General features: G+C 63.1%; 21 protein-coding genes and 1 tRNA gene. 13 read left to right on the top strand and 9 right to left on the bottom strand.

Annotated features, from left to right (window positions below; translation table 11 throughout):
- Positions 1-32 precede the first annotated feature (32 nt).
- Positions 33-1,229, bottom strand: a complete 1,197-nt coding sequence (locus NOF55_RS11380; protein WP_306411482.1) for an MFS transporter — start codon at positions 1,227-1,229, stop codon at positions 33-35.
- Positions 1,230-1,357: 128 nt separating this feature from the next.
- Between NOF55_RS11380 and NOF55_RS11375 the strand changes: the two genes are divergently transcribed.
- Positions 1,358-2,188, top strand: coding sequence for an AraC family transcriptional regulator (locus NOF55_RS11375; protein WP_306411481.1), 831 nt, complete (start codon positions 1,358-1,360; stop codon positions 2,186-2,188).
- Positions 2,189-2,221: 33 nt separating this feature from the next.
- Here the strand turns inward: NOF55_RS11375 and dmeF are convergent, their stop codons facing one another.
- From dmeF to NOF55_RS11355, 4 genes are all read right to left on the bottom strand, one after another.
- Complete coding sequence (gene dmeF / locus NOF55_RS11370; protein WP_306411480.1) at positions 2,222-3,181, bottom strand: CDF family Co(II)/Ni(II) efflux transporter DmeF; 960 nt, start codon at positions 3,179-3,181, stop codon at positions 2,222-2,224.
- Positions 3,178-3,456, bottom strand: coding sequence for a metal/formaldehyde-sensitive transcriptional repressor (locus NOF55_RS11365; protein WP_306411479.1), 279 nt, complete (start codon positions 3,454-3,456; stop codon positions 3,178-3,180). The genes dmeF and NOF55_RS11365 overlap by 4 nt, the downstream gene beginning before the upstream one ends.
- Positions 3,457-3,563: 107 nt before the next feature.
- On the bottom strand, positions 3,564-4,235 hold the full coding sequence (locus tag NOF55_RS11360; RefSeq protein WP_306411478.1) for a DsbA family oxidoreductase: 672 nt from the start codon (positions 4,233-4,235) through the stop codon (positions 3,564-3,566).
- A gap of 23 nt (positions 4,236-4,258) precedes the next feature.
- The gene (locus NOF55_RS11355; RefSeq protein ID WP_306411477.1) at positions 4,259-6,064 is read right to left on the bottom strand and encodes an extracellular solute-binding protein; all 1,806 of its coding nucleotides are present in this window, start codon (positions 6,062-6,064) and stop codon (positions 4,259-4,261) included.
- 271 nt (positions 6,065-6,335) lie between these two features.
- Here NOF55_RS11355 and NOF55_RS11350 point away from each other — a divergent pair, with 271 nt between their 5' ends.
- Complete coding sequence (locus NOF55_RS11350) at positions 6,336-6,977, top strand: invasion associated locus B family protein (protein ID WP_306411476.1); 642 nt, start codon at positions 6,336-6,338, stop codon at positions 6,975-6,977.
- Between the two features lie 134 nt (positions 6,978-7,111).
- Here the strand turns inward: NOF55_RS11350 and gltA are convergent, their stop codons facing one another.
- Complete coding sequence (gene gltA, locus NOF55_RS11345; RefSeq protein ID WP_306411475.1) at positions 7,112-8,398, bottom strand: citrate synthase; 1,287 nt, start codon at positions 8,396-8,398, stop codon at positions 7,112-7,114.
- 330 nt (positions 8,399-8,728) lie between these two features.
- On the opposite strand from gltA, the gene NOF55_RS11340 reads away from it, so the two are divergent.
- Entirely contained in the window at positions 8,729-11,290 is a 2,562-nt protein-coding gene (locus tag NOF55_RS11340) for a ComEC/Rec2 family competence protein (protein WP_306411474.1), read from the top strand.
- Here NOF55_RS11340 and lexA read toward each other — a convergent pair.
- Positions 11,271-11,978, bottom strand: coding sequence for a transcriptional repressor LexA (gene lexA, locus NOF55_RS11335; protein WP_306411473.1), 708 nt, complete (start codon positions 11,976-11,978; stop codon positions 11,271-11,273). The two genes, NOF55_RS11340 and lexA, sit on opposite strands and share 20 nt — an antisense overlap.
- Positions 11,979-12,153: 175 nt before the next feature.
- A tRNA-Lys gene (locus tag NOF55_RS11330) sits at positions 12,154-12,229 on the bottom strand.
- A gap of 194 nt (positions 12,230-12,423) precedes the next feature.
- Between NOF55_RS11330 and NOF55_RS11325 the strand changes: the two genes are divergently transcribed.
- A complete protein-coding gene (locus NOF55_RS11325) occupies positions 12,424-13,176 on the top strand; it encodes a cytochrome c biogenesis CcdA family protein (protein WP_306411472.1) in 753 nt (250 codons plus the stop codon).
- 128 nt (positions 13,177-13,304) lie between these two features.
- On the opposite strand, the gene NOF55_RS11320 is transcribed toward NOF55_RS11325, so the two are convergent.
- Positions 13,305-14,510, bottom strand: a complete 1,206-nt coding sequence (locus NOF55_RS11320) for a UbiH/UbiF family hydroxylase (RefSeq protein WP_306411471.1) — start codon at positions 14,508-14,510, stop codon at positions 13,305-13,307.
- Positions 14,511-14,709: 199 nt separating this feature from the next.
- Between NOF55_RS11320 and pcsA the strand changes: the two genes are divergently transcribed.
- The 9 genes from pcsA to NOF55_RS11275 all read left to right on the top strand — a co-directional run bounded on the left by pcsA (position 14,710) and on the right by NOF55_RS11275 (position 25,499).
- Entirely contained in the window at positions 14,710-15,435 is a 726-nt protein-coding gene (pcsA, locus tag NOF55_RS11315) for a phosphatidylcholine synthase (RefSeq protein ID WP_306411470.1), read from the top strand.
- A 168-nt stretch (positions 15,436-15,603) separates the two neighbouring features.
- Positions 15,604-17,169: an ABC transporter ATP-binding protein gene (locus NOF55_RS11310; protein ID WP_306411469.1), complete on the top strand. Its 1,566-nt coding sequence runs from the start codon at positions 15,604-15,606 to the stop codon at positions 17,167-17,169.
- Positions 17,159-18,250 carry an ABC transporter permease gene (locus tag NOF55_RS11305; protein WP_306411468.1) on the top strand — a complete coding sequence of 364 codons (1,092 nt, stop codon included), beginning with the start codon at positions 17,159-17,161 and terminating at the stop codon, positions 18,248-18,250. The genes NOF55_RS11310 and NOF55_RS11305 overlap by 11 nt, the downstream gene beginning before the upstream one ends.
- A complete protein-coding gene (locus tag NOF55_RS11300) occupies positions 18,247-19,164 on the top strand; it encodes an ABC transporter permease (RefSeq protein ID WP_306411467.1) in 918 nt (305 codons plus the stop codon). The genes NOF55_RS11305 and NOF55_RS11300 overlap by 4 nt, the downstream gene beginning before the upstream one ends.
- A 55-nt stretch (positions 19,165-19,219) precedes the next feature.
- Positions 19,220-20,293, top strand: coding sequence for a BMP family ABC transporter substrate-binding protein (locus NOF55_RS11295; protein ID WP_306411466.1), 1,074 nt, complete (start codon positions 19,220-19,222; stop codon positions 20,291-20,293).
- 184 nt (positions 20,294-20,477) lie between these two features.
- Positions 20,478-21,194 (top strand): FadR/GntR family transcriptional regulator, encoded by a 717-nt coding sequence (locus NOF55_RS11290; RefSeq protein WP_306411465.1) that lies wholly within the window; start codon positions 20,478-20,480, stop codon positions 21,192-21,194.
- A 140-nt stretch (positions 21,195-21,334) separates the two neighbouring features.
- On the top strand, positions 21,335-22,693 hold the full coding sequence (glmU, locus tag NOF55_RS11285; RefSeq protein ID WP_306411464.1) for a bifunctional UDP-N-acetylglucosamine diphosphorylase/glucosamine-1-phosphate N-acetyltransferase GlmU: 1,359 nt from the start codon (positions 21,335-21,337) through the stop codon (positions 22,691-22,693).
- A 128-nt stretch (positions 22,694-22,821) separates the two neighbouring features.
- The gene (gene glmS / locus NOF55_RS11280) at positions 22,822-24,645 is read left to right on the top strand and encodes a glutamine--fructose-6-phosphate transaminase (isomerizing) (RefSeq protein WP_306411463.1); all 1,824 of its coding nucleotides are present in this window, start codon (positions 22,822-22,824) and stop codon (positions 24,643-24,645) included.
- A gap of 167 nt (positions 24,646-24,812) precedes the next feature.
- Positions 24,813-25,499: a DUF502 domain-containing protein gene (locus NOF55_RS11275; RefSeq protein WP_306411462.1), complete on the top strand. Its 687-nt coding sequence runs from the start codon at positions 24,813-24,815 to the stop codon at positions 25,497-25,499.
- Positions 25,500-25,528 lie beyond the last annotated feature (29 nt).

The raw sequence follows: 25,528 nt of genomic DNA, 5'->3' as shown, positions 1-25,528 counted from the left end.
GGCCGCCGGGATACCTGTCGGGATGCCCGCGTTCATCGGTGGCCCGGCAATCTGGGCAGGAGAACGGTGAGCAGGCCCAGCAGCGGCAAGTAGGAGCAGATCCGGTAAACGAATTCGATTCCCTCGCGATCGGCGAAGACGCCCAGCACGGCTGCGCCGATGCCCCCGAACCCGAAGGCGAAGCCGAAGAACATGCCGGCGATCAGGCCCACCCGCCCCGGAACCAGTTCCTGCGCGAAGACGACAATGGCCGAGAAAGCGGACGAGAAGATAAAGCCGATGACGATTACCAGGGCGGCGGTCCAGAACAGGTTCGCATAGGGCAATAGCAGTGCGAAGGGGATGACGCCGAGGATGGAGAACCAGATCACCACGCGGGAACCGAAGCGGTCGCCGATCGGGCCGCCGAGAAAGACGCCAGCCGCCGATGCGCCGAGAAACAGGAAGAGAAGGATTTGCGCATCCTGCACGCCGATGCCGAACTTTTCGATGGTGAAGAAGGTGAAATAGCTCGACAGGCTCGATAGATAAGCGTTCTTCGTCGCGGTGAGGACGACCAGAACCGCGAGCGTGGCCAGGACCTTGCCGCGCGGAAGCGGCAATGTGCGGCTGACGGGCGCGCGGCCTGCCGTACTGCGACGATGCCGGCTGTACCATATGCCGACCCACGAAAGCACGGCGAAACCGACCAGCGCGATCAGCGAGAACCAGCTCAGGCTCTGCTGGCCGTGCGGAATGACGATGAAGGCCGCCAGAAGCGGGCCGATGGCCGTGCCGGTATTCCCGCCGACCTGAAAGAAGGATTGCGCCAGGCCGTGGCGCCCTCCCGATGCGAGACGCGCAACGCGCGAGGCTTCGGGATGGAAAATGGCCGATCCGATGCCGATCAGGCAGGCGCCGAGGACGAGAGCCGGAAAGCTGTGCGCGAAGGCGAGGGTGATCAGCCCGGTGCATGTCGAGAGCATTGCGACCGGCAGGGAAAAGGGCATCGGCCACCGGTCGGTCACGACGCCGACGGCCGGCTGCAACAGCGAGGCCGTCACCTGAAAGGCAAAGGTCAGAAGCCCGATCTGGACGAAATCGAGGGCGTAGTTGTCCTTGAGCAGCGGATAGAGCGAGGTCAGCAGCGACTGCATGATGTCGTTGAGCATGTGACAGAAGCTGGCAGCGGCGATGACCGCAAAGGCCGTTCTTTCAGCGCTGGCGCCGGTGGCGGCGACGTTTGCCATTCGTGTTTCCTCTCGAAGATCCCGCAACCGGACGGGTTTTGTTTCTTATGGCGATCACCTCTACACGGATTGCCGCTGGCCTGCTTTTGTGTTTTGGTCGACTTTTTTCGCAAGTGGGCCAAATCCGCATGATCGACCCGGCAGCACCGGCAAACCGAAGCGAAAACGACCATCATCGCAGTCTGGGCCTGATCGATAGCGCCGAAGACCCCGTTCTGGCGCTCTGCCGGATCTATCCGCCCGGCCACAAGGTGCCGCTTCACAGCCATAACAGGACGCAGATCTGGTGCGCGCGCGAAGGCGTCGTGCTGGTCAGCACCGCCGATGGCCGCTGGATGATCCCGCCTGGCCACGGCCTGATCATCCCGGCCGGTCTCGAACATTCGGCGTCGACGATCAGCAGAGTGGAAATGCACTCCATCTATGTGGAGCGCGACGCCGTCCGCGCCGAAGGGCCGCGGGTCGTCGAGATCACCGCGCTGGCGGCCGGCCTCATAAGCGATCTGATTTCCGCACAGGAGCGGCCGTCGACGGATCACCGCCGAAAGCTGGTGACGGATCTGCTGCTCGACGAGATCAATTGTCTTCCCGAGCGGCCGCTCGGCCTGCCTTTTCCCGAGGACCGGCGGCTGGCGGCTATGTGCCGCCGCTTCCTGAAAACGCCGGCGGCGCGGACGGAGATCGACGACTGGGCCGGCGCGCTCGGCATCAGCCGCCGTTCCTTCACCCGGCTTTTCCGGACTGAGACCGGGGTGAGCTTCGCCACCTGGCGGCAGCAGGCCTGCATCTTCGCCTCGCTGCCGCGGCTGGCGGCAGGCGAACCCGTCACGAATATCGCGCTGGATACCGGTTATGAAAGCATCGCCGCATTCACCACCATGTTCCGCCGGATGCTCGGCAAATCCCCGCGTGCCTACCTGAAGAGGCCGGGCGCATGGCCGAGGGATTTATTCGAATGAATAGTCATACAATTGGACGGTCGTGACGTTGGTTCATCCGGCTCTCTCTACTTCGATGGTCACATGCGAGAGATCGTGTATGTGGGCGAGCTTCTGCCGGTAGGTGGATGGTTCCTGTGGCCGGGCCGTGCGAATTGCCACGATCGCCCCGTGATGGCCAGGCCCGAGCTGCCAGATATGCAGGTCGGTGATCCGGTCGCCTTCGTCCTCGATGGCCCGGCGGATTTCATCCGGCAGGTCCTCGCCATCGGGGATATAGTCGAGCAAGACCCGACCGGAGTCGCGGACGAGGCCCCACGACCAGCGGGCGATGACGCATCCGCCGACGATGCCCATCATCGGGTCCATCCAGTTCCAGCCGTAGAAGGCGCCGAAAAGCAGGGCGACGATCGCCAGAACCGATGTCAGCGCGTCGGCCAGAACGTGAAGATAGGCGGCCCTGAGATTGTTGTCCTTGCCGTGATGATCGTGGTGGTGATGATGGTCGCCGTGCGTGTGGCCGTGCGAATGCCCGTGATGGCCATGATGGTGATGGCCGTCATTCAGCAGCCACGCGCAAAGCAGGTTCACGGCAAGACCGACGACCGCTACGGCAATCGCCTCGGGGAAGTTGATGGACGTCGGACTGTAGAGCCGGGAGATGCTTTCCCAGCCGATCAGCAGCGCGACGAGCGCCAGCACGACCGCGCTTGCGAAACCGGCGAGGTCGCCCAGCTTGCCGGTACCGAAGGTGAAGTGCGGGTTTCGCGCATTCTTTCTGGCGTAGCGATAGGCCAGCGCGGCAATCAGCATCGCGGTGGCGTGGGTGGACATATGCCAGCCGTCGGCGACGAGCGCCATCGAGCCGAACATGGTTCCGGCCGCGATCTCGACGACCATCATGGTCAGGGTGATCGCGATCACGAGCCATGTGCGGCGTTCGTTGCGATCATGGTCGTCACCAAGGAAGACGTGGTCGTGGGGCGTGGTGAAGCGGGTGGTTCCGGCAGTCATTTCAGATAGGTCCTTACGACGTCGATCAGTTCGGCCGCGCCCTGGGCGCGATCGGCATCGTCGTCGCTGTCGGGGTTGGAAACATGTTCCCGGATATGGTCCTCGATCAGTTCGACGGTCAGGCCGTTCACCGCACCGCGCACCGAGGCGACGAGGTTCAGGACCTCTCCGCATGGCGCCTCGTTTTCCAGCGACCGTTCAATGGCTTCCATCTGCCCTTTCAGGCGGCGGACCCGGGCGAGAAGCCTGGTCTTGTTCTTCGTGGTGTGCGACATGGTATAGGAGGGTACCCTATATTCAGACAGGGCACAACGTCCCGCGCATGACCGTTCTTCGCCGCAGGCTGCCTTGCCTCAGGGGAACCGGTCGGCCGGCTCCTGCCTCAATTCAGGTCCTTGCGGTTTCCGTCCTTGTCGGCTGCGATCTGCCGGAAGGCGTCGGCGAGAACGTCGGGCGTCTGGGCGCCGCTGATGGCATATTTGCCATCGATGATGAAGAAGGGAACGCCGGATACGCCCATGTGGCGGGCGGCGGCGATGTGCTGCCTGACGACGTCTTTGTCGGCGTCGGACGCCAGAAGGGCGGCGATCACCTTTTCACCCATGCCGGCGGCGGCGGCGATCCCGACCAGCACGGCAGGATCGCCGACATTTCGGCCTTCCTCGAAATTGGCGCGGAAGAGGGCCGTGACCACGGCATCCTGGATTTCCGGGCCCTCGATTCCCGCCCAGTGAATCAGGCGATGGGCGTCGAGCGTGTTGGGGCCGATTTTGATGGCCTCGAAATCATAGACGATGCCGACCTCGCGGCCCAGCGCCCTGAGGTTCTCGTGGATGCGGCCGACATTTTCGGCGCCGCCCAGCTTGTCGGCGAGCGTCTTCTGGTGATCGACGCCCTCCGGCGGATAGTCGGGATTGAGCTGATAGGGCTGCCAGTGGATTTCCGCCGAGATGTCGTCCTGGATTTCGGCGACGGCCAGTTCGAGCCGCGCCTTGCCGAGATAGCACCAGGGGCAGACTACATCGGATACGACGTCGATACGGATGGAGGCCATGATAAAACCCTTTCCGGTTCGGGTTACTGGACGCGCCTGTCCCACCAGACCGGCAGCTGATAACCGTAGAGCGGCACCTTTTCCGGACGCTCTATCTCGGCTCTGCGGGCCACCCACTGGGCGCCGATGTGATAGAGCGGCACGACATAGTGCCCGGCCATCAGCAACCTGTCATAGGCGCGGACGGCGGCACGGAAGTCTTCCTGCGTACGCGCGTTGAGGATCTCCGAGATCATGCGGTCGATATCCGGATCGGCGACGCCGGCGAAATTCTCGCTGCCCTGGCGGTCGCGCGCATCGCTGCCCCAGCGGCTGACCTGCTCCAAGCCGGGCGACAGCGAGGAGGTGAAAGCCTTGATGATGACATCGTAGTCGAAGGCGATGGTGCGGCTCTGGAACTGGGAATCGTCGACGGTGCGGATCGAGACGGCGATTCCGAGCGGCCGCAACGAGCGCTGCCAGGCAATCGCCAGCTTCTCCTGATCCGGCGTCTGCGTCATGATCTCGAATGAAAGCTGGCGGCCCGAGGCGTCGGACATCCTGCCGTTGCGGATCGTGTATCCGCCGAGCTTCAGGAGATCGACCGCCTTGCGAAGCTGGGTGCGGTCGCGGCCGGTTCCATCGCTTGCCGGCACGCGATAGGTGCCGTCGAGATATTCGGGCGGCAGCTTGTCCTTTGCCGGTCCGAGCAGTTCCAGTTCCCGCGCGCTGGCCGGGATGGCGAAACTGGAAAGCTCGGAATTCTGCCAGAAGCTCTGCGTGCGGGTGTAGGCGCCCTCGTAAAGGCTGCGATTCGCCCATTCGAAATCGAACGCCGTCGAAAGACCCTCGCGCACGTTCCTGTCCGCAAACTGGCCGCGCCGCGTGTTGAACACGAATCCGAGCATGCCGGAGGGAACGGCGGGCCTGAAGGTTTCCTTCACGGCCGCACCGGAGGCGACGGCGGGAAAGTCGTAGGCACGGGCCCAGTGGACGGGGTCGCCGTCCGGATAGATATCGACGGCCCCCTTCTTGAATGCCTCGAACAGCGTCGCATCCTGAAGGAAATACTCGATGGCGATCTCGTCGTAATTGTCGAAACCGACCTTGGACGGCAGATCCCTGGCCCAGTAATCGGGGTTGCGTTCATAGACGATGCGCTCGCCCGGCCGGACGGATTTGATCTTGTACGGCCCGGAGCCGAGCGGTGGTGTCAATGTCGTCTGGTCGAAGCTGTCGACGTCGGTCGCGTGCTTCGGCAGGATTGGCGTGCCGAAGGCGATGATCAGTGGCGTTTCGCGGTCGGCCTTGTCGTTGAAGGTGAAGCGCACGCTGCGCTCCGCCACCTTTTCCATCTTCGAGACGAATTCGAGCCGGCGGCTGAACGGCAGGCGCCCCTTGTCGCGCAGGAGTTCGAAGGTAAAGATCACGTCATCCGCCGTGACCGGCTGCCCGTCGGCCCATTTGGCTTTCGGATTGAGGTTGAACTGGATGAAGCTGCGGTCGTCGTCCCATTCGACGCTTTCCGCTAGCAGCCCGTAAAGCGTGAAAGGCTCGTCCTGCGAGCGCATCATGAGCGATTCGACGACCAGATTGCCGAATTGTGGATCCCACATTCCCCGCGCCGTCGTGCGCATGCTTTTCAGGATGAAGGGATTGAGATTGTCGAAGGTGCCGACCACGCCGTAGGAGATGCGGCCGCCTTTCTTCACATCCGGGTTCACATAGGGAAAATGCTTGAAATCCGGCGGAAGGGCGGGTTCTCCATGCATGGCGATGCCGTGAACGGGCTGGGCAACGGCCAGACCGGAAACCAGCGAAAAGGCCAGGCAGGCGATGAGACGGCGCATTCCAATTTTCTCCGGACAAACGGGGCGGGCGAATCGCCAGAGGCTAACATAAGAGGCCTTCATGCCAATATTTTGTTGGCACACGGGCTTCACGACACGGTTAAAAGCCAAAGTAAGGCTGGATATTGCTTTCCCGCCCGTGTAACAGGGGTGCCGGAAGCCGGGGGGTCATGTATTTGCCTCATTTGCACCGCAGGTCACGGTCAGGCCACCTCGACAAAGGGAGCGACGCAAGCTGCTCCGGGAGCGGATTTCAGGAGACGGAAACGTTATGACGTTCATGCCAGCGAAAACCATGCGGACGGCCATGTCCGCGCTTGTTCTTTCCTCTGCTGCCCTCGCAGCGCCGGCCGCGATGGCCCAGGAAGCTGCTGCCCCGCAAGGTGGCGCAACGCCGCCGCTCGGCTGGTACAAGACCTGCGCCAAGCAGGAAGACAGCGACGTTTGCGTCGTGCAGAACGTCGTTCTCGCGCAGAACGGCCAGCTCATCACCGCCGCCGGCATCATTACCGTCGAAGGCAAGGTCAACCGCCGGCTCCTTCAGGTGTCCGTGCCGTCCGCCCGCCTGATCCAGCCGGGCATCGTCATGCAGGTGGATGGCGGCAAGGGCCAGAAGCTCGATTATGCCGTTTGCCTTCCCGACAAATGCACCGCCGAACTGCCGCTGACCGACGCTCTGGTCAACAGCCTGAAGCGCGGTAACGAGGTCGTCTTCACCTCCATCAACTTCCGCCGCGCTCCGAACCCGATCAAGATCAGCCTCGGCGGCTTCTCCGCCGCCCTCGACGGCGCCCCGATCTCGCAGTCGGAACTGGCTGAAAGCCAGCGCAACCTTCAGGACAGCATGCAGAAGAAGGCAGAGGAAGCCCGCAAGAAGCTCGAGGAAGCCCAGAAGGCCGTCAAGGCGCCCTGACTGGCTAAACCCGATCCTTCGGAAACAACGAACCCCCGGTCGTCAGGCCGGGGGTCTTTTTTTGTTCCTTGCCGCGCGCAAAAAGAAAGCCCGGCGGTCGACCGGGCTTTCGATAATGGGGACAGGTCCGGCGATCAGCGCCCGGAGATGTCCACGTAATCGCGCTTTTCCGCACCAGTATAAAGCTGGCGCGGGCGGCCGATGCGCTGCTGGGGATCTTCGACCATTTCCTTCCACTGGGCAATCCAGCCGACGGTGCGGGCAAGGGCGAACAGCACCGTGAACATGGTGGTGGGGAAGCCCAGCGCACGCAGCGTGATGCCGGAGTAGAAGTCGACGTTCGGGTAGAGCTTCTTCTCGATGAAGTAATCGTCGGACAGCGCGTGCTTTTCGAGTTCCAGCGCCACCTGCATCAGCGGATCGTCGGCGTGACCTGTCGCTTCCAGCACCTCATACATCGTCTTCTGCATGATCTTGGCGCGCGGGTCGTAGTTCTTGTAGACGCGGTGGCCGAAGCCCATCAGGCGGAACGGGTCGTTCTTGTCCTTGGCCTTGGCGATGTATTCCGGAATGCGGTCCGGCGTGCCGATCTCCTCGAGCATGTTGAGGCAGGCTTCGTTCGCGCCGCCGTGAGCCGGACCCCACAGGCAGGCGATGCCGGCCGCGATGCAGGCGAACGGGTTGGCGCCGGACGAGCCGGCGAGGCGCACGGTCGAGGTCGACGCATTCTGCTCGTGATCGGCATGCAGGATGAAGATGCGGTCCATCGCACGGGCGAGAACCGGGTTCACCTGATACTCCTCGCAGGGAACGGCAAAGCACATGCGCAGGAAGTTGGCCGCGTAGTCGAGATCGTTCTTCGGATAAACGAACGGCTGGCCGACATGGTACTTGTAGGTCATGGCCGCGATCGTCGGCATCTTGGCGATGAGGCGCATGGACGCCACCATGCGCTGGTGCGGATCGGCGATGTCGGTGGAATCGTGGTAGAACGCAGCCATCGCGCCGACGGTGCCGACCATGACGGCCATCGGGTGCGCGTCGCGGCGGAAGCCCGTGAAGAACTTCGTCATCTGCTCGTGGACCATCGTGTGGCGCGTGACGCGATTGTCGAAGTCCTTCTTCTGGGCTGCGGTCGGAAGCTCGCCGTAGAGAAGGAGGTAGCAGGTTTCGAGGAAGTCGCCCTGTTCGGCCAGTTGCTCGATCGGATAGCCGCGGTGCAGCAGCATGCCGATGTCGCCATCGATATAGGTGATCTTGGATTCGCACGACGCCGTGGAGGTGAACCCCGGATCATAGGTGAACGCGCCGGTATTCTTGTAAAGCGCGCCAATATCGATCACGTCAGGACCGATCGTGCCGTGGCGAACGGCGAAATCGACCGTCTTCTCGCCCAGTGTCAGAGTTGATTTATCCGTCATGCTGATCCTCCAAGTGCGATTACGGCACATTCAGGGCGCCGCAGGTTTAAGCGTCCGTGACGTTAGCTATATGATCGTAAGCCTCATGCCAACCTAGCCAAAGGGCAAATGTTGCCGTTGCTTCTGGGTAAACAGTGTCTTAGCTGGTTGTGCGAGAAGTGGCATTGCGATGCTTTCGGACGGGGAGCGAGCCGACCGCAACGTTCCGTCGTCTTCTGTTCGGCTCTGCGACATATTGCTCTTTTGCGGTGGCCACGGCAAGCTGGAAACAGAGTGACGGACTGTCAAATTCATCAAAACGAAGGAGTACGTCGGCTCCGGGGAGAAGGGATGCCGAAGGCGGCGGTTGACGAGGGAGCCCTTGAATTCCGGGTTGATCCACCGGATGCACACCTGCCTGCGTCAGCGTCGCGGGGCGATGTTTCCGCCACGGATACGACCGTTGCGGCGGCACGGCCCGAGGACCGGCCCCGCTTCGACCCGAGCGTCGCCGCAAGGCGATTCGTAACGCTTGTGGAGAGCGAACTCGCCCACGGCCGCGCCTTTCTCTTCGCGCCCGTCTTTCTCGGGCTGGGCTCGGTGCTGTGGTTTTCGGCATATGAAACGCCGCGTCCCGCCATCTACCAGACCTGCCTTTTCGTCAGCCTTGTTCTTGCGGTTCTGCTGCGTCACCGCAGCCGCGTGCTTGCATTTTCCGCCGCGGCCGCGGCCCTCGTCGCCGCCGGCATGTGGCTGGCCGCCGGCGAGACGGCCCGCAAGGCGACCGTCATTCTCGACGGGCCCGTGACCGTCGACCTGACCGGCCGCGTTGTGTCGCGCGAAGCGGTGACGGGCGGCGGGTGGCGCTACACGGTCGATGTTGTTTCGACCGAGAGACCGGTCCTGAAACGGCCGCCCGAACGGGTCGCGCTCATCGCGCGGGGCCCTCACGAGGCCTTCGCGGACGGGCAGGGGATCGTGGGCCGCGCCCGGCTTTCGCCGCCTTCGGGACCGGCCATGCCGGGGCTGACGGACTTCGCCTTCTCCTCCTATTTCCAGGAGATCGGCGCGATCGGATTCTTCTATGGAGCGCCGCGCCCTGCGGTCCTGCCGGAAGCCGCGGCCAAGGGGCTGCTTGCATCGGCCTATGCGTGGATCGGTCATCTTCGCATCGTGATCGGCGAGCGGATCCGTTCGATCATTCCGGGAGACGCCGGGGCGTTCGCCACCGCGATGGTGACGGACGAAAGGCGGGCGATGACGCGGGAGACGGCCGAAGCGCTGCGGCTCTCGGGGCTTGCGCACATCATCGCCATTTCCGGTCTCAACATGGCGCTGTCGGCCGGCATCTTCTTCGTCGGCTTCCGCATGCTTCTCAGCCTCCATCAAGGCCTCGCGCAAGCCGTCCCGATCAAGAAGCTGGCCGCCGTCGGCGCGCTGGCAGGCGTCACCGCCTATTATCTGCTGTCCGGGTCCGCCGTCTCCGCCGAGCGCGCCTGGCTGATGATGTCCATCATGCTCATCGCCGTCCTGATCGGCAGGCCATCGATCAGCATCCGCAACGTGGCGATTTCCGCCCTCGTCATTCTCGTCATGGCGCCGTCGGACGTGATGGGCGCGAGCTTCCAGATGTCCTTCGCCGCCACGGCGGCACTGGTTGCGGGCTACGCGCTCTTTCGGGAGCGGAAGGAGGACGACCGGCAGATTTCCGCCTTGCCGTCCGTTGCGTTTGTGACAAAAAGCTGGCGGTTCTTCTGGGGAATCGCGTTGACCTCCATCATCGGCGGTGTCTCGACCGCCATATTCTCCGTGGCTCATTTCCAGCAGCTTGCCGTGTGGGGACTGCCCGCAAATCTGGCGGCCATGCCTGTCGTTTCCTTCATCGTCATGCCGGCGGGCCTCATCGCCATGCTGCTCATGCCGTTCGGCCTCGACGCCTGGCCGCTGCGGGTGATGGGATTCGGCCTTGATCTGGTGATCGATATCGCCAGGGAAATTTCGTCCTGGGGAGGCGAAGGCGCCTCGGGTCTCCTTCCGCCTTTCGTCTTTCCGCTGGTTGTGACCGGCTTTCTTCTTTTGGTGATCCTGAAAACGGAGTTGCGTTTCATCGGTGCGGCCCTCATCGCGGCAACCTTTGCCGCCACTTTCCTCGTCGAGGACCGTTCGCCGCCATCGATCGTCATCTCCGAAAGCGGCGACCTCGTCGGTATCGTCGGTGCGAACACCGTTGCGACCAATCGCGAAAATCCGCCCTCCTTCATCTTTTCCCAATGGCGAAGAGCGCTCGACGGTCCGGATCATATCAAGCCGGTCATGATGCCGGATGGCGCTGGAAAGCGGGCGGAAAGCCAGCCGCGCCGCCGGGAGCTGACCGCAGAGGAAGCGGAAGCCGCCCGACATGCAATGGCGGGCGCGCTTGCCGCGGGAGAAGCCGGTCGGTTCACCTGCCTGAAAAGGCTATGGTGCATCGCGCGTTACGGAGAGACCATGACGGACGACATCAAAATCGCCGTCGTGGAAGATGCGGCCTTTGTGGAATCCGCCTGCATGAGCGCCGATATCATCGTCACGCCCGTTCGCCTGAGGCGTTCGGCCTGTCCATTCAATCCGGTCTCAACCGGCAACGGCGATGCGTTAATCGATCCCGTTGTCAGAGGCGCAGCGGACGACAGCCTCACCGGTGCGGGTGTCGCCAACCGACCCCGTCTTTTCACGGGCGTTTCACTAGCCAGACACGGCTCGATCGCCATTCGATTTGAAAACGGCTTCCAAGGGCGAGCGAAGATCGAAACTGCACGCAACGGATCGGAACGCCCCTGGAACCTGCACCGGCTTTACGACTGGCGCAGCGACAGGTTCCTCGACGATGCCGAGGCGTCCATGTCGCTGGACATTAGTGATAGCGGCGAATGAGACCGACGAGCTTGCCCTGAACCTTGACGCGGTCGGCGGAGAATATCCGCGTCTCATAGGCCGGATTGGCGGCTTCGAGGGCAATGGAGGCGCCCTTGCGGCGGAAGCGCTTCAGCGTCGCTTCCTCATCGTCCACCAGGGCCACGACGATATCGCCGGGATTGGCATTGCTGATATTGCGAATGATGACCGTGTCGCCGTCGAAAATGCCGGCCTCGATCATCGAATCGCCTTTCACTTCCAGCGCATAATGTTCGCCGGAGCCGAGCATGTCGGCGGGAACGACGATCTCGTGGGTGTTGTGCTGGATGGCGGAAATCGGAACTCCGGCGGCGATGCGCCCCATCACGGGAACCGGAACGGCTTCGCTTTCGCTCGCCGGCTTCTGGACAACGGCGGGCTGGGGCTTGCCCAGGCTGCCTTCGATGACGCTCGGCGAGAAACCGCGTCGCGGCTGGGGAGAGGGGGTATAGGCTTCGGGCAGCTTGATGACCTCGAGAGCCCGGGCGCGGTTCGGCAGGCGGCGAATGAAGCCGCGTTCCTCCAGCGCCGTGATGAGGCGGTGAATGCCCGACTTGGACGCGAGGTCGAGCGCATCCTTCATTTCATCGAATGACGGCGGCACGCCGGATTCCTTCATTCGCTCATGAATGAAAAGCAGCAATTCCTGTTGCTTGCGCGTCAGCATAGATCACCCCAGATGTTCGAAACAAATCCAGAACAGACACTATATGTTCGGCTTGTGTTCCGCAAGGCGAATTTTTCGTGGAGGTTCTTGTAGGAATGCGGACACAGTCGGCGTCCCACATACGTGTCGACTTGTAGACCGGTAACGCCAATGAGGGACTATGACTTGAATTTATTGGTGAGAGCGCAGGGGTTCGAACCCTGGACCTACTGATTAAAAGTCAGTTGCTCTACCGGCTGAGCTACGCTCTCCCGTCGGGCGTTTGCGCGCCTGTCGAAAGTGCGCGGAACATATGCAGGAGCCTGTTTGCGGTCAACCGAAAAATCGCCGGTTTCGGTTCTTTCCTGCGGTTTCAAGTCGCGGGCGCGAAAAGGTGAATTGCATTTTCGGGCATTCGGGCGTTAGGAAGGCGCGGTTTTCGAAGGGTGCGGGGCGTTCCGAAGCAATGATCGCGGACATATCTTTTCTGAGCGCGCTGGTGGCCGGTGCGCTGTCGTTCCTGTCGCCCTGCGTTCTGCCGCTCGTGCCGCCCTACCTCTGTTACATGGCCGGCATCTCTCTCGACCAGTTCCGGGGCGAGGGGGGCGAGGCGGTCGCAACCGCCAGCACGACGCGCCGCGCCGTTCTGCTGACGGCCTTTCTGTTCACGCTTGGCTTCGCGACGGTCTTCGTGGCGCTCGGCGCCGGCGCCTCGAGCATCGGTGTCCTGCTGCGCCAGCACATCGACATTCTGGCGAAGATCGGTGGCCTGATCATCATCGTCATGGGACTCAACTTCCTTGGCGTGTTCAGGATCGGATTACTGTCGCGCGAGGCGCGGTTCCAGGCGGGCGGGCGCCCGGCAACGCTATCCGGCGCCTACATCATGGGGCTCGCCTTCGCATTCGGCTGGACACCGTGCATCGGGCCCGTGCTGGGCGCCATTCTGGGGGTTGCCGCCTCCCGGGAAACAGTGGGCGACGGCGCGCTGCTTCTGGCGATCTATTCCCTCGGCCTGGCGGTTCCGTTCTGGATCGCCGCCGGCTTTTCCGGCGCCTTCATGCGCTTCCTCGTGCGGTTCCGCAAACATCTGGGCGTGGTGGAAAAGCTGATGGGCGTGCTGCTGATTCTCACCGGCCTGGCCTTCATCTTCGGCTTCGTTTCCGATGCCGCCATATGGTTTCAGCAGACCTTCCCGATCCTGATGCGGATCGGCTGAACGCGGCAGGCCCGAATCGGAAACGCCGTGCATGGCAGGAATCGCCGGGATGCTCATGTCCTTTTTCGGCCCGACGCCATCGGGTTTCCTCCACGCCGGCCGGCTTCGAACCGGCGGGCAGGTGCATATCAGCGCCGGGTCACGGCTTCCTTGAGAAGGGAGGGCAGGGCGCGGAAACCGCGGCCCGGCTCGACGCCTTCGCGCATCAGCATGTTGCGTAGCGGCGTGAAGCCGGACAACAGGTGCAGACCGGCGGCGCGCACCATCTGAACCGGCAGGAAGCCGGAGAGCAGCGAACGGTTCAGGATATCGACGCTGTAGGTCCGGCTCAGAACGTCCAGGCGGCGGCGGCGGTCGAAGCGGTCGCCCGCATCGGCGGGAACCGGGCGCTCGCGAACCGTGCCGAGAATTTCGCTCAGCGTCATGATGTCGCGCAGCGACAGGTTGAGCCCCTGGGCACCGATCGGCGGAAAAGCGTGGGCGGCCTCGCCGACCAGCGCGATTCGGCCCTTGCCGAAGCGCTTGGCGACGAGGCTCGAAAGCGGCCATGCCTGCACGCCGTCCTCGACGGAAACCTTGCCCAGCATGGACTGCATCCGCGCCTCGACCCTGCGGCTCAGTTCATCGGCGGGCAGCGCGCAGAGTTCCTCGGCCTCCTGCGGGCGAACGACCCAGACGAGGCTCGACCGGTTGCCGGGCAGCGGCACCTGCGTGAACGGCCCGGTTTCGGTATGAAATTCGGTGGAGGTGTTGCCGTGGGGAAGGGTGTGGGCGAAATTCAGCACGACTGCCGTCTGCGGATAGGCCCAGGTCCTGACGCCGATGCCGGCGGCCTCCCGAATCGCCGACTTGCGGCCATCGGCCCCAACGACGAACGCGGCCTCGATGGTGTCTCCGTCGGACAGCGACAGATGCACCGCATCGCGTTCGAGCGACACCGTTTCGACGAACGCCGTACGGCGGGCGATGTTCGGCTCGGCGGCCACCGCATCGGCCAGCGCCTTCAGCAGGCTGATGTTGACGAAATTGTAGCCGAAGGCGGCAATGCCGATGTCGGACGAGCGGAACCGGGCGATGGGAGCGCGGATCAGGCGCGACGTGCCGTCGATGATCTGCATGGTGGACAGCGCCGCCGCATCCGGCGAGACGCGGTCCCAGAGGCCAAGCCGTTCCATGAAGCGGACCGACTGGTCCATCAGCGCGGTGGTGCGATGATCCTCGACCGAGGGGGCCGGCGCGATCAACGCCACCGAACGGCCCGAACGGGCCAGCGCCAGCGCAGCAATGAAGCCTGCGAGCCCGCCGCCCGCGACCGCCGTTTCGAACTTCGCCATGTTAGCTCTCCCAAACCGTTTCGTTAGGAGTCAGTCTATGCGCCCTGACGGTGAATTTCCATGCGGCAAACGCGCATCGGCGCACTTTTCAACCTGTACGGGCCTGCTGAAAAACGGCAATGCGCCTTTCCTATCCTGACGATTTCGTTCTAGAAGCAGATGGAACACGCGGCGGGCAGCGTCTCAAAGGGCGGCAGGCATGAGAATATTCAATTACAGGCGGGTACCCTATGCGGAGATCCGCGCGTTTTCCGTTCACATCCTGACGGCATCGGGTTCGTTTCTGGCGTTTCTCGGCGTTCTCGCCGCGGCGGAGAAGGATTTCGTTTCCATGTTCTGGTGGTTGGCGGCCGCACTCTTCGTCGATGGAATCGACGGGCCGATCGCGCGCCGGGTGCGGGTCAAGGAAGTGCTGCCGAACTGGTCGGGCGATACGCTGGACAATATCATCGACTATGTGACCTATGTCCTGCTGCCCGCCTTCGCGCTCTACCAGAGCGGCATGATCGGTGAACCCTGGTCGTTTTTCGCCGGCGGCGCCATCGTCGTCTCCAGCGCCATCTATTATGCCGATATGGGCATGAAGACCGACGAATACTTCTTTTCCGGATTTCCCGTCGTGTGGAACATGGTGATCTTCACCTTGTTCGTCGTCGAGGCCGACATGGTGACGGCGAGCCTGGTGGTGGTGTTTTCGGTGGTTCTGACGTTCCTGCCAATCCATTTCCTGCATCCGGTCCGCGTCAGGCGGCTGCGGGCGCTGAACCTGACGGTCTTCTTCATCTGGGCGGGACTTGGCGTCTATGCGCTGCTTGCAGGTTTCCAGACCCCCTTCTGGTTGAAGGCGGGCATTGCGGCAAGTGGTCTGTACCTTTACGGAATCGGAGCGGTCCTTCAGCTTTTCCCGGCTCTTGGCCGCAAATGAACGGTGTCGGCGCCGACGTGTCCATGCGGTGTGTGATTAAAAAAAAGGCTTGCATAAGTTTTGTCCGAATGGTCAATAATGGCAGGTTCCAAGGGACAAATTGATGCCGGCGCTTAAAGAGGAACCTGCAAGAGTTCATCAGCCACGGCCGAGGGGAAAAGATAAGGTATGCCAGAAGCGGCCGCTGTCCCGCTGTTGTCCGTTCGCAAGCTGACGAAGCTTTTCGGCACTTTCGCCGCGTGTAACGGTATCGACCTCGAAATCAAGCCAGGGGAAATCCACGCGCTTCTCGGCGAGAACGGCGCCGGGAAGTCCACGCTCGTCAAGATGCTTTTTGGCGTTCTCAGCCCCAGTTCCGGCGAGATCGTCTGGAACGGAAAAGCCGTGTCCATCGGGTCCCCCGGCGAAGCGCGCCGTCTGGGCATCGGCATGGTCTTCCAGCATTTCTCCCTTTTCGAAGCGCTGACCGTCGCGGAAAATATCGCGCTTTCGCTGGACGATGCCGTTCCGTTGCAGAAGATCGCCGAGCAGGCCGCCGCCCTGTCGAGGCAATATGGCCTGCCGCTCGATCCCTCCGCCCATGTGGCCGATCTTTCGGTCGGCGAGCGCCAGCGCATCGAGATCGTCCGGGCGCTTCTCCAGAACCCGCGCCTCATCATTCTCGACGAGCCGACGTCGGTCCTCACGCCGCAGGAAGCCGACAGGCTTTTCGAAACGCTGGAAAAACTGAAGGCCGAGGGCCGTTCCGTCCTCTATATCAGCCATCGGCTGGAGGAGGTGCAGCGCATCTGCGACCGCGCGACGGTGCTGCGCCACGGCAAAGTCAACGGCGCCTGCGATCCGAAGAACGAAACACCGGCTTCGCTGGCCCGCATGATGGTCGGCGCCGAGGTGGCGAGCGTCGAGCGTGACGAAGGCGGTGCGCCGGGCGAGGTGAAGCTCGACGTGCGCCACCTTTCCGTTCCCGCCCGCACGCCTTTTGCCGTGTCGCTCCGGGACATCTCGTTCACGGTGCGCGCCGGCGAGGTGCTGGCGATTGCGGGCGTGGCGGGCAACGGCCAGGGCGAGTTGTTCGACGCGCTGTCCGGCGAATATCCGCAGGCCGACAATGAAGCGGTCTTCCTGTGCGGCAGGGCGGCGGGCAATCTCGGCATCACACGCCGCCGCCTGCTCGGTGCCGGATTCGTTCCCGAGGAGCGTCAAGGCCATGCCGCCGTCGCCGCCATGACGCTGTCAGAGAACCTGCTTCTGGCGCGAAACCAGTCGGACCGCCGCGCCTTTCTCGGCGGCGGGCCGCTCGGCGTGATCCGTCACGGCACCCTTGCAGCGGCCTCCAGACGCATCAGCGAGGAAATGGACGTGCGCAAGGCGAGCGAGGATCCGCCGGCCGGATCGCTCTCGGGCGGCAATCTCCAGAAATTCATCGTCGGCCGCGAACTCGATCGCCAGCCCTCCGTGCTGATCGTGAACCAGCCGACCTGGGGCGTGGATGCCGGCGCGGCAAGCCGCATCCGTCAGGCGCTCGTCGATCTGGCCCGCAGCGGCTCCGCCGTGGTCGTCATCAGCCAGGATCTCGACGAGATTTTCGAGGTGGCCAGCCGGATCGCCGTCATTTCCGAGGGGCGGCTTTCGGAACCCCGCCCGGCGGGCGAGATGAGCCTGGAAAAGATCGGTCTCCTGATGGGCGGCATGCACGAAGACAGCGGCAAAGCGGAGAGCGCCCATGCGCATTGAGCTGGAAAAAAGGCCGCGCCTTTCGAAATTCTTCATGGTGGTTTCGCCGCTGCTGGCGTTTGTGCTGACGATCGTCGCCGGCGCCGTCATGTTCGTAGCGCTCGGCAAGAGCCCGGTCGATGCGCTCTATGCGTTCTTCATCGAGCCGCTGCTGGAGGTCTGGTCGCTTCACGAACTGGCGATCAAGGCGGCGCCGCTGATCCTGATCGCCGTCGGCTTGTCGATCTGTTATCGCTCCAACAACTGGAACATCGGCGCCGAAGGCCAGTTCATCGCCGGGGCGATCGCCGGGTCGTTCCTTCCGGTCGTCGTGCATGGCTGGCAGCCGGAATGGCTTCTCGTGCCCATGCTGGTCATGGGGGTGATCGGCGGTGCGCTGTTCGCCGCGATTCCTGCCCTTCTGAAGGCGCATTTCAACACCAACGAAATCCTGACAAGCCTGATGCTGGTCTATGTCGCACAGCTTTTCCTCGACTGGCTGGTGCGTGGTCCGTGGCGCAACCCGGCCGGCTTCAATTTCCCGGAAACGCGGCAATTCGCGCAGGTCGCGGTTCTGCCGGAAATGTTCGCCTCCGGCCGCGCCCATTGGGGCTTCGGCTTTGCGATCATCGCCGCCGTCGCCGTCGCCTTCATGATGAAATACACGCTGAAGGGCTTTCAGGTCTCCGTTCTCGGCCAGTCCGAGCGGGCAGGGCGCTTCGCCGGCTTCTCCGCCCGCGGCATGATCTGGTTCTCGATGCTGTTTTCCGGCGCGCTTGCCGGGCTCGCCGGCATTTCCGAAGTATCGGGAGCCATCGGCCAGCTGCGCCCGGTCATCTCCCCCGGCTACGGCTTCACGGCCATCATCGTCGCGTTCCTCGGCCGTCTGAACCCCTTCGGAATCGTCGCCGCCGGTCTCGTCCTCGCCCTGACCTATCTGGGCGGCGAGGCGGCGCAGCTTTCGATCGGCGTATCGGACAAGGTGACGCGCGTGTTCCAGGGATTGCTGCTGTTCTTCGTACTGTCCTGCGACACGCTCATCCTTTATCGCATCAGGCTCGTCTTCCGCGGGCGGAGCGCGGCGGCGGGAGGTTCCCAATGATCGTCGAAGCCATCCTTCTCACCGTCATCACCGCCGCCACGCCGCTCGTGCTCGCCTCGCTGGGCGAACTGGTGACGGAAAGAGCCGGCGTGCTCAACCTCGGGGTCGAAGGCATGATGGTGATGGGCGCGGTGGCGGCATTTGCCGCGACGGCGCTCACCGGCTCGCCCTATCTCGGCGTGATCGCCGGCATCGTTTCGGGGGGGCTGTTCTCGCTGCTTTTCGGTTTCCTGACGCTGACGCTCGTCGCCAATCAGGTCGCCACCGGCCTTGCCCTGACGATCCTCGGGCTTGGTGTATCCGGCATGGCGGGCGAGCCTTTCGTCGGGCAGCCGGGCATCAAGCTGCCGCAGATCGCCATCCCGCTGCTGAGCGACATCCCGGTCGTCGGGCCGCTGCTCTTCCGGCAGGACCTGATCTTCTATCTGTCGATCGCGCTGGTCATCGGCGTGAACTGGTTTCTCTTCAGCAGCCGGGCCGGCCTCAAGCTGCGCGCCGTGGGCGACAGCCATGCCTCGGCGCATGCGCTCGGCATCAACGTCATCAGGCTGCGCTATCTCGCCGTGATGTTCGGCGGCGCCTGCGCCGGTCTGGCCGGAGCGCAGCTTTCGCTGATCTATACGCCGCAATGGACCGAGAACATGACGGCCGGGCGCGGCTGGATCGCGCTGGCGCTGGTCGTCTTCGCATCCTGGCGTCCGTGGCGGGTTCTGGCAGGCGGCTATCTCTTCGGCGCGGTGACGATCGGCCAGCTTCACGCGCAGGCCCTGGGCCTGGGCATTCCGTCGCAGTTCCTGTCGGCATTGCCTTATGTCGCAACGGTTGTAGTCCTGATCCTGATCTCGCATAATCGACGCATGACGCTCATCAATACGCCGGCGTCGCTCGGCAAATCCTTCGTCCCGGACCGCTGACGGCGGGCCGGTTCACCGAAACCATACAGGTCATCAACTTCCAGCAGAGGTCATCATGAAGAAACTGTTCATTACCCTGGCCGCATCGGCGGCGCTTCTCGGCGGTCTCGCCACCACCGCTTCGGCTGAGGACAAGCAGAAGATCTGCTTCGTCTATGTCGGTTCCAAGACCGACGGCGGCTGGACCCAGGCCCACGACATCGGCCGCCTGGAGCTGGAAAAGGCTCTCGGCGACAAGATCGAGACGTCCTATCTGGAAAACATTCCAGAAGGCCCCGACGCCGAACGCGCCATCGAGCGCATGGCCCGCTCGGGCTGCAATCTTGTCTTCACCACCTCCTTCGGCTTCATGGACGCCACGGTGAAAGTGGCCGAGAAGTTCCCGGACGTGAAGTTCGAACACGCGACCGGCTACAAATCGGCCGAGAATGTCGCGACCTACAATTCGCGTTTCTACGAAGGTCGTTACATTCAGGGCCAGATCGCCGCCAAGCTCTCCGAAAAGGGCGTGGCCGGTTACATCGCCTCCTTCCCGATCCCGGAAGTCGTGATGGGCATCAACGCCTTCCTGCTCGGCGCGCAGTCGGTCAACCCGGACTTCAAGGTCAAGGTCGTGTGGGCCAACACCTGGTTCGACCCGGGCAAGGAAGCCGACGCCGCCAAGGCCCTGATCGACCAGGGCGTCGATATCCTGACACAGCACACCGACACGACCGCGCCGATGCAGGTCGCGGCCGAGCGCGGCATCAAGGCGTTCGGCCAGGCGTCCGACATGATCGCGGCCGGGCCGACCACGCAGCTGACCGCCATCGTCGACACCTGGGGCGCCTATTACATCAAGCGCGTCAACGCCCTGATCGACGGCACGTGGAAAACCGAGTCGGTCTGGGACGGCCTGAAGGACGGCATCCTGACGATGGCTCCCTATACCAACATGCCTGACGACGTGAAGACGCTGGCCGAGGACACCGAAGCCAAGATCAAGTCCGGAGAGTTGCATCCGTTCACCGGCCCGATCAACAAGCAGGACGGTTCCGAATGGCTCAAGGAAGGCGAAAAGGCCGAGGACGGCGTTCTGCTCGGCATGAACTTCTACGTCGCCGGCGTCGACGACACGCTGCCGAACTGATCCGGCCGGCCTAGCCTTTGCTGTGAACCCGCGCCGGTCTTCCGGCGCGGGGCCTGTTTTTGCGTGCGTCTGGCGCCGAAAGACAATAAGATACAGGTCATTATTCGCAGTACGATTTTAAATTGCAACCATGTCGCATGCGTTATCCTGCCATCCGAAATTCATATGAGGGGATGATCATCACGTGCGCAAGCCAACACCGGACGCGGCGCTGAAGGGGCGGCGGGCTGGCACGAATCACGCCCGCGTCGTCCAGCAGTTGGGAAAGGATATCGTGTCCGGCCACTTTCCGGCCGGTGGACTGCTGCCGGGCGACGCCGAACTCGCGCAACGGTTTCAGGTCTCGCGCACGGTGCTGCGCGAAGCGCTCAAGACGCTGGACGCCAAGGGGCTGATCAGCCCGCGGGTGCGGATCGGAACAAGCGTGCGCTGCCGCCGCGACTGGAACCATTTCGATCCCGAAGTCCTGCTCTGGTATATCGAATCCGGCATCGATGCCCGCCTTCTGGGGCAGATACAGGAAATCCGCCTTGCCTTCGAGCCACGTGCGGCGGCGCTCGCCGCAGCGAATGCCAGCGACGCGCATGTGCAGGCGATCACGGACCGGATCCATTCCTTCCTCTCCGGCACGCTGTCCCCGCCGGATGTCGTTTCGACGCTGATGGAGGTTCACGCCGCCATCGCCGACGCCTCGGCCAATGTGTTCATCCAGTCGGCGGAATCCCTGTTGAAAGCCGCGCTGGTCGGTCATTTCCACTATGACGCCGCGTTCGTGGAGAAAATCGCCGAACGCGCCGCCGGGGCCTACCGCGACCTTGCCTGCTCCATCCGCGAGCGCGATGCTCCCGCTGCCTTCGCCGCGATGGAAGCGGTCCTGCATTCCGGCTTTCCACCGCCCTGAGCGCTCCCGCGCACGGTCTTTGTCTCTGCCCGACCTGCTGATAGAAAGGGGCAGGGGAATCGCCTTCCCCGGTAGAAAACAGCCCGAACAGCGCCCCGGATTTCCGGCGCGGCGCTCGCATGCAGGGAAGGAAACGTTTCATGGCTCGCACTTGTCTGGCCGTCATTCTTGCCGCTGGCGACAGCACCCGGATGAAATCCGGTCTTTCGAAGGTCCTGCATCCTGTGGCCGGCCTGCCGATGATCTCCCACGTGGTGCGCGCGGTCGCCGCCGCTGGCGTTCAGGATGCCGCGCTCGTCGTCGGCCGCGATGCGGAGAAGGTCACGGCTGCCGCGTCGGGCGAGGGGCTGCCCGTCCTTTCCTTCTTCCAGGAACAGCGTCTGGGCACGGGACACGCCGTCCTGACGGCGCGCGAGGCCATCTCCCGCGAATACGACGACGTGATCGTCGTCTATGGCGACGTGCCGCTCATCACGCCCGGACCGCTGATCGAGGCGCGCCGCAAGCTGGCGGAGGGCAACGATGTCGCTGTCATCGGTTTCCATACGGAAAAGCCGACCGGCTACGGCCGCCTGCTGACCGAAAACGGCCGCCTTTACGCCATCCGCGAGGAAAAGGACGCGACCGATGAAGAGCGGGCCGTCAAATGGTGCAACAGCGGCATCATGGCGATCAACGGGCGCAAGGCGCTCGACCTGTTGCAGCGCATCGGCAACAACAACGCCAAGGGCGAATATTATCTGACCGATCTCGTCGAGATCGTGCGCCTGACGGGCGGGAATGCCGTCATGGTCGCGGCCTCGGAGGAGGAAATGACCGGCTGCAACACGCGTGCCGAACTGGCCGTTCTCGAAAACCTGTGGCAAAGGCGCAGGCGCGAAGACATCATGCTCTCGGGCGTCACCATGATCGCACCCGAAACCGTGTTCCTGTCGCATGACACGGTGATCGGCCAGGACGTCCTGATCGAGCCGAACGTCGTGTTCGGGCCGGGCGTCACGGTGGAAGGCGGCGCCGTCATCCATGCCTTCTGCCATATCGAGGGCGCCCATATCGCCCCGGGTGCCACGGTCGGTCCCTTCGCCCGGCTGCGTCCCGGCGCGCGTCTGGCGGAAGGCTCGAAGGTCGGCAATTTCTGCGAGGTCAAGAAGGCCGAGATCGGAGCAGGCGCGAAGGTGAACCACTTGACCTACATCGGCGACGCGTTCATCGGAGCGGAGGCCAATATCGGCGCGGGTACGATCACTTGCAATTACGACGGCGTGAACAAGCACGAGACCCGGATCGGCGAGCGTGCCTTCATCGGCTCCAATTCGTCGCTCGTCGCGCCCGTGACGGTCGGCAACGATGCGCTGGTCGCCTCGGGCAGCGTGATCACGGCGGACGTGCCCGATGGAGCGCTGGCGCTCGGCCGCGCCCGGCAGGAGATGAAGCCGGGCCGAGCGCTCGTCATCCGCGAGCGCAACCTTGCGATCAAGGCGGCCAGGAAAAAGGGCTGACCGGGCGCGTTACGGATCGAAACCGAAAGTGACCGGAGCGGTGATTGCTCTTTAAGGTCCAATCGTTAAAGCAATTGCGGAGAAAGGCGGGCTTTGCCCTGCAACCTCTGGATCATGGAAGAAACAGCATGTGCGGCATTGTTGGAATCGTAGGCACGCAGCCGGTCGCCGGCCGACTCGTCGATGCTCTGAAACGTCTCGAATATCGCGGTTATGATTCCGCCGGCGTCGCGACAATCGACAACGGCTCGATGGATCGCCGCAGGGCCGAGGGCAAGCTCTTCAATCTGGAGCAGAAGCTGTCCGAACATCCGCTTCCGGGCACGACGGGCATTGCCCATACCCGATGGGCGACGCATGGCGTGCCGAACGAAACCAACGCCCACCCGCATTTCGTGGACGGCGTGGCCGTCGTTCACAACGGCATCATCGAGAATTTCTCCGAAATCCGCGACGAACTGGTCGCCGAAGGCGCGACCTTCACCAGCCAGACGGACACCGAGGTCGTCGCGCAGCTTCTGGCGAAATACACCCGCGAGGGGTTCTCGCATCGCGATGCCATGCTGAGGATGCTCAACCGCATCACCGGCGCCTATGCGCTGGTGGTGATGTTCGCGGACGATCCCGACACCCTCATGGGTGCCCTGTTCGGCCCGCCGCTCGCCATCGGCTGGGGCAAGGGCGAAATGTTCATCGGCTCGGACGCGATTGCGCTTGCGCCCTTCACCAACGAGATCAGCTATCTCGTCGATGGCGATTGCGCGATCCTGCACAGAGACGGCGCGGAAATCATCGATCACGCCGGTCGGGAGGTCGAGCGTCCGCGCCAGATCACCCAGGCCGCGGCCTTTCTGGTCGACAAGGGCAATCATCGCCACTTCATGGAGAAGGAAATCCATGAACAGCCGGAGGTGATCTCGCATGCGCTCAGCCATTACGTGGATTTCACCTCCAACAAGGTGATCGCCCAGCCGGGCATCGATTTCTCCGAGGTGCGCAGCCTCGCCATCTCTGCCTGCGGTACCGCCTATCTCGCCGGACTGACCGGCAAATACTGGTTCGAGCGTTATGCGCGCCTGCCGGTCGAGATCGACGTTGCATCCGAATTCCGCTATCGCGAGATGCCGCTGTCGCCGGATCAGGCCGCGCTCTTCATCTCGCAATCCGGCGAAACCGCCGATACGCTGGCATCGCTGCGTTACTGCAAGGCGGAAGGGCTGAAGATCGGCGCTGTCGTCAATGTCCGGGAATCGACCATTGCCCGGGAATCCGATGCGGTCTTCCCCATTCTCGCCGGCCCTGAAATCGGTGTCGCTTCCACCAAGGCCTTCACCTGCCAGCTCGCGGTTCTGGCCGCACTGTCCATCGCCGCGGGCCGCGCCCGGGGCACCGTTTCCGAAGCGGAGGAGATCGCGCTGGTCCGGTCGCTGATCGAGATGCCGCGCATCATGAACCGGGTGCTGAATACGGTCCAGCCGCAGATCGAGAACCTTTCGCGCGAGCTGTCGCGCTACAAGGATGTTCTCTATCTCGGCCGGGGCACGAGTTATCCGCTGGCGCTGGAAGGCGCACTGAAGCTCAAGGAAATCTCCTATATCCACGCTGAAGGCTACGCCGCCGGCGAGCTGAAGCACGGGCCGATCGCGCTGATCGACGAGAACATGCCGGTGATCGTCATCGCTCCCCACGACCGTTTCTTCGAGAAGACGGTTTCCAACATGCAGGAGGTCGCGGCCCGCGGCGGCAAGATCATCTTCATCACCGACGAGAAGGGGGCGGCAGCCTCCAGGCTCGAAACGCTGGCGACGATCGTTCTTCCCACCGTCGACGAAATCATCACGCCGATGGTCTTCGCGCTGCCGATCCAGCTTCTCGCCTATCATACCGCCGTCTTCATGGGGACGGATGTCGACCAGCCGCGCAATCTTGCGAAGTCGGTCACGGTGGAATGATCCTCCGGCGCGCGAGGGCGGCAGACGAGGCAGCCGTCTCGCGGGAAGCGCTTGTTCTGTCGCACGTTCCTCCTGAGCTTTTCCGAAGCCCGCCCTTGTGTGGACCCGTGCCGTCCGGCATTGTCTCATACCATCCGTTATTTCACGGCAAGAACGACTGACAACGCATGAGCGGCACTCCAGACAGAATTTCCCTCGCGGCCCGTTTAAGGAACAACTTCCTCACCGGGCTCATCATCTGTGCGCCCGTGGTGATCACGAGCTGGCTGATCTGGACGTTCATCCACTGGGCGGACAGTTGGGTGAAGCCGTATATTCCGCTTCACTACAATCCAGAGGAATATTTCCAGTTTGCCATTCCCGGCCTGGGTCTGCTGATCGCGGTGGTGTTCATCACGCTCATCGGTCTGCTCGGTTCGAACCTGTTCGGGCAATGGGTCGTGACGTTCACGGAATCGATCCTCAACCGCACGCCGCTCGTGCGCCCGATCTACAAGGGCGTGAAGCAGATCTTCGAAACGGTTCTCAAGGAAAACACCCAATCCTTCCGCACGGTGGGCCTGATCGAGTTTCCCGGCCCCGGCACCTATGCGCTCGTGTTCATCTCGGCGGAGGCCAAGGGGGAGCTGGCCGTCCGCTTCAACGAGCTGGGGCAGGAGATGATCGCCGTCTTCCTGCCGCCGACCCCGGTGCCGACCGCCGGATTCCTCCTTTTCGTTCCCCGGGAGAAAGTCATCATCCTCGACATGTCACCGGAGGACGCGGCCAAGCTGCTGATTTCCGGCGGGCTTGTGAACCCGGAGGTCAAGGACAGGCTGATCGGAGCGAAGGACGAGAAAGACGCCAAGCCCTAGAATCCGTCAGGTTCAGAATGAACCTGACG

This window comes from Ectorhizobium quercum (assembly GCF_026552795.1).
In the GTDB taxonomy this organism is placed as follows: domain Bacteria; phylum Pseudomonadota; class Alphaproteobacteria; order Rhizobiales; family Rhizobiaceae; genus Ectorhizobium; species Ectorhizobium quercum.
The sequence above is the reverse complement of the archived record's forward strand: the minus strand, read 5'-3'. Positions and strand labels throughout refer to the sequence as shown.